The sequence below is a fragment of the Actinotalea solisilvae genome (assembly GCF_016464425.1).
Lineage (GTDB): Bacteria > Actinomycetota > Actinomycetes > Actinomycetales > Cellulomonadaceae > Actinotalea > Actinotalea solisilvae.
The window spans coordinates 18,783-27,265 of record NZ_JADDKQ010000035.1; the positions used below are offsets into that span (position 1 = coordinate 18,783).

Below are 8,483 nucleotides of genomic sequence, written 5' to 3' on the forward strand. Positions count from 1 at the left end.
GACGCCCGACGGGCCGTGGTCTGGGACCCACGGATGGCCTGCCGGTCCTCCGGTCGAGAGGTATGGCGATGCACGGAGCGTGGTCGGTCCGAACGGGTGAGCCCGGTGGCGAGGTCAGCCTCGTCCTGCCGGACCTCGCCCAGGTCAGTGCCTTCGGGATGAGCGGGCGCGCCCTGCTCCTCGTCGGCCTGCTCGTGTGCGCCCTCGGTCTGGGCTTCGGCGCGGTCGCCTACCGCGGCCTGAGCCGGCTGCCCGTGCACCCCGCGATGCGCGAGGTCTCCGAGCTCATCTACTCGACCTGCCAGGCCTACCTGGTCAAGCAGGGCCGGTTCCTGCTCGTGCTCTGGGGCTTCATCGCGGCCGTCATCGTCGTCTACTACGGCGTGCTCGTCGGGCTCCCGTGGGGACGGGTCGCCGTCGTCATCGCGTTCAGCCTCATCGGCATGGCCGGCTCGTACTCCGTCGCGTGGTTCGGCATCCGGGTCAACACGCTCGCGAACTCGCGCACGGCGTTCGTCGCGCTCGCGGGCAAGCCGCTCCCCCTGCACCGCATCCCCCTGCGGTCGGGCATGTCGATCGGCATGGTCCTCATCAGCCTCGAGCTGTTCATGATGCTCGTCATCCTGCTGTTCCTGCCCGCCGACCTCGCGGGCGCGTGCTTCATCGGCTTCGCGATCGGCGAGTCGCTCGGTGCGGCCGCGCTGCGCATCGCGGGCGGCATCTTCACCAAGATCGCCGACATCGGCTCCGACCTCATGAAGATCGCGTTCAAGATCAAGGAGGACGACGCCCGCAACCCCGGCGTCATCGCGGACTGCACGGGCGACAACGCGGGCGACTCGGTCGGCCCGAGCGCGGACGGGTTCGAGACCTACGGCGTCACCGGCGTCGCGCTCATCACCTTCATCCTGCTCGCGGTCGGCGACCCCGCCGTCCAGGCGAGCCTGCTCGTGTGGATCTTCGTGGTCCGCGCGGTCATGGTCATCGCGTCGGCCGTCTCGTACCTCGTCAACGACGCCTGGGCCCGGGCGCGCTGGGCGCGCGCCGAGCGGATGAACTTCGAGACGCCGCTGTCGACGCTCGTGTGGCTCACCTCGGCCGTGTGCATCGCGACGACGTACCTCACGACGTGGGCCCTGCTCGGCGGCATGGGCGACGGCGACGTCTGGTGGCGGCTGGCGACCATCGTCTCCTTCGGCACCGTCGCCGGCGCGGTCATCCCGGAGCTCGTCAAGGCGTTCACGTCCACCGGCTCGAAGCACGTGCGCGAGGTCGTCAAGAGCTCGCGGCAGGGCGGGGCGTCGCTCACCATCCTGTCCGGCCTCGTCGCGGGCAACATGTCGGCCTACTGGCTGGGCATGGCGATCGTCGGCCTCATGGGCGGAGCGGCGCTCCTCGCCGGCACGGGCCTCGGCACCCTCATGATCGCGCCCGCGGTGTTCGCGTTCGGCCTCGTGGCCTTCGGCTTCCTCGGTATGGGCCCGGTCACCATCGCGGTCGACTCCTACGGCCCGGTGACCGACAACGCGCAGAGCGTCTACGAGCTCTCGATGATCGAGGACGTCGACGCGTCCGGCGCCGAGTCCGAGGCGCTGCTCGGCACCCCGGTCCGCTGGGACCGCGCCAAGGCGATGCTCGAGGAGAACGACGGCGCCGGGAACACCTTCAAGGCGACCGCCAAGCCGGTGCTCATCGGCACGGCCGTCGTCGGTGCGACGACCATGATCTTCTCGATCATCATGACTCTCACCGCGGGGCTGACGACCGGCCTCGAGAACCTCTCGCTGCTGCACCCGCCGTTCCTGCTCGGGATCGTCACGGGCGGCGCCGTCGTGTTCTGGTTCACCGGCGCGTCGATCCAGGCGGTCACCACGGGCGCCTACCGCGCGGTCGAGTTCATCCGCACGACGATCCGCCTCGACGGCTCGTCGCGCGCGAGCGAGGCCGACTCGCGCCGCGTCGTCGAGATCTGCACCCAGTACGCCCAGCAGGGCATGCTCACGATGTTCCTCGGCCTCTTCTTCGCGACCCTGTCCTTCGCGTTCGTCGAGCCGTTCTTCTTCATCGGCTACCTGGTCTCGATCGCCGTCTTCGGGCTCTACCAGGCGATCTTCATGGCCAACGCCGGCGGCGCGTGGGACAACGCGAAGAAGATCGTCGAGGTCGACCTGCACGCCAAGGGCACGCAGCTGCACGACGCGACGATCGTGGGCGACACGGTGGGCGACCCGTACAAGGACACGTCGTCCGTGGCCCTCAACCCGGTCATCAAGTTCACGACGCTCTTCGGCCTGCTCGCGGTCGAGCTCGCGGTGAGCCTCGAGGCGCAGGGGCGGCACACGCTCGTCGTCGTGCTCGCGGCCGTGTTCTTCCTCGCGATGTCGTTCTTCGTGCACCGGTCGTTCTACGGCATGCGGATCCGCACCTCGCTCGAGGACACGGGTGACGCGCCCACCCTCGAGCCCGCGCCCGACGCCGGCAGCGCGCCCGCCGCGCGGACCGAGCCGTCCGCCACCGAGCCCTCCGCCACCGAGCCCTCCGCCACCGAGCCCTCCGCCACCGAGTCCGAGCTCGTCAAGGCAGGTGAGTGAGATGCGTGTCGCGATCCGCTGGGCGGACGCCCTGGTCGACGCGGACGGCCACGTCTTCGGCCACGACGCCGGCGCCACCCTGGTCCGCCGCCTGCTGCGGGTGTTCCCGGACGCGCTGCTCGTGGGCCCGGGGCCCCGGCGCGGCGACGGGTTCGACGTCGTGCCGCTCGAGCTGCTCGACGCGAGCGACACGGTCGTCATCACGATGGACGTCGTCGACTCGACGGCCGTCTGGCGCACGCTGCGCCGCACGTGCGCCGAGCCGCAGGTGATGAACTTCGTGTGGTGGACGGCGTCCGAGCACACCGAGACGGTCGACCGCGCGGCGCTCGCCCTCTCGTGCGCGCTGTTCCCGACCTTCGCCAACTCGGAGCGCACGGCCGGCGAGGTGCGCGAGATCGTGCGGGCGTGGACGATCCCGACGCTCGCGGACGAGGCGCGGATCGCGTGGGTCAACCTCGGCATCCGGCTCGAGCACGTCCAGCCCCGCCAGGAGCCCGAGGTCCCGGTCGTGCTCTACCCCGCGATCTACCTCTCCGAGCGCAAGCAGCCCGGCCTGTTCCTCGACGTCGTCGAGCGCGTCGCGCGGCGCACGCCGATCCGCGTGGAAGCGCGCCTGCACGAGACGCACCTCGTCTCCGAGGCCGCGATGCGGCTCTCGCGGCGCGAGTGGGCGTGGGTCGGCCCGCTCACGGCGACGCGTGAGGGCTACTGGGAGGCGCTCGCCCGCACGACGGCGTTCCTGGCGACCGCCACGGAGGAGTCGTACGGCCTCGAGTACATCGAGGCGCTCGTCGCGGGCGCGGTCGGGGTCTTCCCGGACCTGCCGTGGGCGCGCGCGATCCTGCCCGACGCCTACCCGTTCCTCTACCGGACGCCCGCCGAGGCCGAGGCGATGCTCATGCGCGCGGTCGTCGACACGGCGGCGTGCCGGCGTGAGCTCGACGAGGCCGCCGGCGGCAGCTTCGCGCAGTGGCTGCGCGCGCGGCACGACGACGACATGTTCGAGCACGCGATCGCCGAGCGCGTCCACGAGTGGTTCGGCGTGCCCGTCCCCGCGCTCGCGGCCCCCTGACCCGCTGACGGAGGCCCGCCCGGGCACCGACGGCCGCACCGGACGTGCGGCGCCGGTGCCCGCCTGACCCTGGTCGCGGTTGTTACCCGTGAGTAGCATCGCGAGCAGTGGGCCTCGCCCGCGGGCCCGGACCCGGCAAGGGGGTTGGGATGGGCACCGACACGACATCGCAGGGCACGGGGACGCCGCGCCCCGAGACCGACGCGACGGAGCCGGCCTCCGCCACCGTCCCCGGCGGCACGCCGGCCGTGACGGAGAAGGTCTCGCGCGCGGTCGCCGAGCACGCGCGCGAGCAGGGATGGGAGCGACCGAGCTTCGCGAAGGGCCTCTACCTCGGCGCGGTCGACTTCTCCCTGGTCCACCCGCTCCCCCGCCCGGACGGGGAGCGGGCCGCGCGCGGCGCCGCGTTCCTCGAGCGCCTCGAGGGCCTGTGCCGCACGTTCGACGGCCTGCGGATCGAGCGCGACGACGCCGTCCCCCAGGAGTACCTCGACGGCCTGGCGGCCCTCGGCGCGTTCGGCATCAAGATCCCGCGCGAGCACGGGGGCCTCGGGCTCTCGCTGGTGGACTACGGCCGCGCGCTCATGCTCGTCAGCTCGGTGCACCCGTGCCTCGGCGCGCTGCTCTCGGCGCACCAGTCCATCGGCGTCCCCGAGCCGGTGCGGATGTTCGGCACGGACGCGCAGAAGCGCGCCTACCTGCCCCGCTGCGCCGCGGGCGCGATCTCCGCCTTCCTCCTCACGGAGCCCGACGTCGGCTCCGACCCGGCGCGCCTGCGCACGAGCGCGACGCCGACCGGCGACGGCGCCTACGTCCTCGACGGGACCAAGCTCTGGACCACGAACGGCCCGATCGCCGAGCTGCTCGTCGTCATGGCCGCCGTGCCGCGGAGCGAGGGGCACCGCGGCGGGATCTCGGCGTTCGTCGTCGAGGCGGACTCGCCCGGCATCACCGTCGAGCACCGCAACCGGTTCATGGGCCTGCGCGGGATGGAGAACGGCGTCACGCGCTTCGACGGGGTCCGCGTGCCCGCCGAGAACCTGCTCGGGGTCGAGGGCCAGGGCCTGCGCATCGCGCTGAGCACGCTCAACACCGGACGCCTCTCGATCCCCGCGATCTGCGCCGGTGCGGGCAAGTGGTCGCTCAAGATCGCGCGCGAGTGGTCCGGCGCGCGGGTCCAGTGGGGTCGGCCGGTCGGCGAGCACGAGGCCGTCGCCGCCAAGCTCTCGTTCATCGCGGCGACGGCGTACGGGCTCGAGTCGGTCTTCGAGGTGTCGGCCGCGCTGGCCGACGCCGGCCAGAAGGACGTCCGGATCGAGGCCGCGCTCGCGAAGCTGTGGTCGAGCGAGCTCGCGTGGCGGGTCGCGGACGAGCTGGTCCAGGTACGTGGCGGCCGCGGCTTCGAGACGGCCGACTCGCTCCGGGCACGCGGCGAGCGCGCGGTCCCCGTCGAGCAGCTGCTGCGCGACATGCGCATCAACCGCATCTTCGAGGGGTCGTCGGAGATCATGCGCCTGCTCATCGCGCGCGAGGCGGTCGACACCCACCTCGCGGCGGCGGGCGACCTCGCGTCCGCCGACGCCGCCCTCCCGGCCAAGGCGCGTGCGGCCGTGCGCGCGACAGGCTTCTACGCGCGCTGGCTGCCGACCCTCGTCGTCGGCGAGGGCATGCGACCCACGGCGTACGGGGACCTCGGTCCGCTCGCGACCCACCTGCGCTACGTCGAGCGCTCGTCGCGCGCGCTCGCGCGGCAGACGTTCTACGCGATGGCGCGGTGGCAGGCGCGGCTCGAGCAGCGCCAGGTCCTGCTCGGGCGCGTCGTCGACATCGGTGCCGAGCTCTTCGCCATCACCGCCGCGTGCGTGCGGGCCGAGGCGATCCGCGCGCAGGACCCGGTCGACGGGAAGGCCGCCCAGGTGCTCGCGGACGCCTTCAGCCGCCAGGCGCGCGCCCGCGCGGACGCGCTGTTCCGGCGCCTGAGCCGCAACGACGACGCGGCCGACCGCCGGCTCGCGCGCGCCGTGCTCGCGGGCGAGCTGACCTTCCTCGAGCGCGGCGTCCTCGACACGTCCGAGGGCACCGGGCCATGGATCGCCGAGCGGTCTCAGACCGCGGGGTCGTCGGGGCCGTAGGGCACGAGCCGCAGGCGGCGCGCGTCGCGCTCGACGACGTCGTCCGCGCGCGCGAGGAGCGAGGCGACCGTGTCGGCGCCCGCGCGGACGAACCTGCCCGAGAGCGCGTCGAGGGCGCCGTCGGCGATGCCCACGAGGAGCTCGACGCTCGCCTCGACGGGCGTCCACTCGGTGCGGCCGTCCCAGGTCGGCATGCTTGCGGTCATGTCGGTGGCGACGACGCCCGGCGCGAGGTCGAAGACGCGCAGGCCGGCGTCGCGGTACTGCGTGTCGAGGATCATCGTGAACCGCGCGAGCGCGCCCTTGCTGAGGCCGTAGCCCGTGTAGGCGGGCGAGGCCCGGAACGCCGCGCCGGAGTTGAGGTTGACGACGCGCCCGCCGCCGCGCGCGAGCATGCCGGGCAGGGCGGCGTGCGTGACGAGCACCGGGCCGCGCACGTTGGTCTCGACCACCCGCCACAGGTCCTCGGGGTCGTCGTCGGCGAACGGCACCTCCTGGCGCTCGATGACGCCCGCGTTGTTGACCAGCAGGCCGAGGCCGCCGTCGTCCGCGAGCGCCTCCTCGGCGCGCGCCACCGCCGCGCGCACCCCGGCCGCGTCGGTGACGTCCACGGGCAGGACGGCGGCGACCGCTCCCTCGCCGCCGGCGTCGCCCACCTCGGCGGCGACGCTCTCGAGGTGCTCGCGCGTGCGGCCGAGCAGCGCGACGCGGAACCCGTGCCGCGCCAGGCCCAGGGCCAGGCCGCGGCCGATGCCCCGGCCCGCGCCCGTGACGAGCGCCGTGCGGGGCGCGGTGACAGCGGCCGGGCGACGGTCGTCAGGCTCGCTCATGCGGTGCCTCCGGGGTCGAGCTGCTTGGTCATGCCGAGGAGCGCGAGGTCCGGCCGCTGCGGGAGGCCGAACCGGTCGTCGCCGTACGGGAACGGGTGCCGGACGCCGGTGAGCGCGAAGCCGCAGCGCTCGTACCACGCGAGCAGCTCGGGGCGGTGGTCGAGCACGGTGAGCTCGAGGGTCGTCAGCGACCACGCGCGGGCCTGGTCCTCGGCGGCCGCGAGCATGCGGCGCCCGAGCCCGCGGCCCTGGAGCGCGGGGCGCACGGCGAACATGCCGACGTAGGCGGTCCGCTCCCGGCGCTCGACGTGGCAGCAGGCGAGGAGCGGGACGGCCGGCTCGGCCGCGGCGTCGCCCGCGCCGGGCTTCGGCGCGTCGAGCACGAGCACGACGCCGTCGTCCGCCGCGACGAGGTCCCGGACCATCGTGGCGTCGACCCGCTGCCCGCCCACGAGGTGGCTCTCGGTGGTCCAGCCCCGCCGGCTCTCCTCGCTGCGGTAGGCCGCGTGCACGAGGTCGGCCACGGCCTCCGCGTCCCCGGCGGTCGCGACGCGTGGCGCCGGTCCGGTCACAGCCCCTCGGCCACGGCCGCCGTGACGTGCAGCCACGCGTCGCGCGTGTGCTGCGAGAGGGCGTCGTAGTCGATCGGCCGGCCGGCGACGAGCGACGGGTCGTACGGGACGTCGAGCACCGTGCGCGTGAGACGCCCGAAGTGCTCGTGCAGGCGTCGCGCGAGCGCGTCGTCGCGCTCGGCGGCTGGCGCGGAGAGCACCGTGACCGCCTTGCGGACGACGTCCTCGTGCCCCGTCGCGCGCAGGGCGTCGACGGCCCAGGCCGCCGACTGCGCGGTGTCCTCGCGGACGGTCGAGACGATGACGACCTGGTCGGCCGCCTCGACGGCCGCCTGCCAGTTCGAGGCGCGCATGTTGTTGCCCGTGTCGACCACCATGACGCGGTAGAACCGCGACAGCGTCCGGTGCAGCGAGCGGAACGCGAACGCGTCGATCGAGGCGGCCGACGCCGCGTCCTCGTCGGACGCGAGCACGTCGAACTGGGCCGACCCCTGGGCTCGGACGTAGTTGTCGAGGTCGCCCACGCGCGCCGAACCCGGGTCGTTGAACCGGTCGAGGTCCTGCAGGAGGTTGACGGCCGTGTTGTGGTGCCGCGACTGCTGCGACCGCCAGCCGAGCGTGCCGCGGGTCTCGTTGTTGTCCCAAGCGAGCGTGTAGCCGCCGCGGTGCAGGCCGAACGTCGCGGCGAGCATCATCGTCGCGGTCGTCTTGTGCGCACCGCCCTTGGGGTTGATGACCACGACCGTCTTGGGGCCCTCGAGGCTGCGCTGCACGACGCCGATCGCGGTGCGGCGCGCCTGCTCCGTCCGCCCCGGCGCCGGCGCGACGAGACCGCCGGTGAGGCGCCGCACCACGCCCTGCCAGCCGCTCTCCGCGGGCCCTTCGGGGGGCGCGGGCCGTGCGGCAAGCAGGTCCGTGAGCGTCGGCAGGGGCTCGCCCGGACGTGCCGTGCGGCCCGTGGGGCCAGGGGTGACCGCTGGAGCGGCCGCGATCGGGGGCGCCGCGACGGGGGTCGCCCGAGCGGCGACCGCCGGCACGCCCGACGGTCCGGGCGGTCCGGCGGGCGCTGGCGGTCCGGCGGGCGCGGGCGGTCCGGCGGGCGCGGGGGGCACCGTCGGACCCGACGCCGCCGCGGGTGCGGACGGCGTTGCGGGCGGTGTCGGCGCCGACGCGCCGCCCTGGCGTGCCGCCGCGGACGCCGCGGTCGAGGACGCGCCCGGCAGGACGACCGGGCCGGGCCACGGCGGCGTGGGGCCGCCGAGCGCCGCGGGCGCCGGGGCCCC

General features: G+C 74.3%; 6 protein-coding genes. 3 read left to right on the plus strand and 3 right to left on the minus strand.

The window, feature by feature from the left end; genetic code table 11:
* The first annotated feature begins 68 nt into the window (after positions 1–68).
* From JIG38_RS19570 to JIG38_RS19580, 3 genes are all read left to right on the plus strand, one after another.
* Positions 69–2,591 (plus strand): sodium-translocating pyrophosphatase, encoded by a 2,523-nt coding sequence (locus JIG38_RS19570; protein WP_233405308.1) that lies wholly within the window; start codon positions 69–71, stop codon positions 2,589–2,591.
* A gap of 1 nt (position 2,592) precedes the next feature.
* A complete protein-coding gene (locus JIG38_RS19575) occupies positions 2,593–3,666 on the plus strand; it encodes a glycosyltransferase family 1 protein (RefSeq protein WP_199425311.1) in 1,074 nt (357 codons plus the stop codon).
* A gap of 149 nt (positions 3,667–3,815) precedes the next feature.
* On the plus strand, positions 3,816–5,798 hold the full coding sequence (locus JIG38_RS19580) for an acyl-CoA dehydrogenase family protein (protein WP_199425312.1): 1,983 nt from the start codon (positions 3,816–3,818) through the stop codon (positions 5,796–5,798).
* Here the strand turns inward: JIG38_RS19580 and JIG38_RS19585 are convergent.
* The 3 genes from JIG38_RS19585 to JIG38_RS19595 form a co-directional block, all read right to left on the minus strand.
* A complete protein-coding gene (locus JIG38_RS19585) occupies positions 5,771–6,628 on the minus strand; it encodes an SDR family NAD(P)-dependent oxidoreductase (RefSeq protein ID WP_199425313.1) in 858 nt (285 codons plus the stop codon). The two genes, JIG38_RS19580 and JIG38_RS19585, sit on opposite strands and share 28 nt — an antisense overlap.
* Positions 6,625–7,152 carry a GNAT family N-acetyltransferase gene (locus tag JIG38_RS20540; protein WP_307845050.1) on the minus strand — a complete coding sequence of 176 codons (528 nt, stop codon included), beginning with the start codon at positions 7,150–7,152 and terminating at the stop codon, positions 6,625–6,627. The genes JIG38_RS19585 and JIG38_RS20540 overlap by 4 nt, the downstream gene beginning before the upstream one ends.
* A gap of 44 nt (positions 7,153–7,196) precedes the next feature.
* On the minus strand, positions 7,197–8,483 hold a 1,287-nt coding region (locus JIG38_RS19595; protein WP_233405309.1), incomplete at its 5' end, for a MinD/ParA family ATP-binding protein.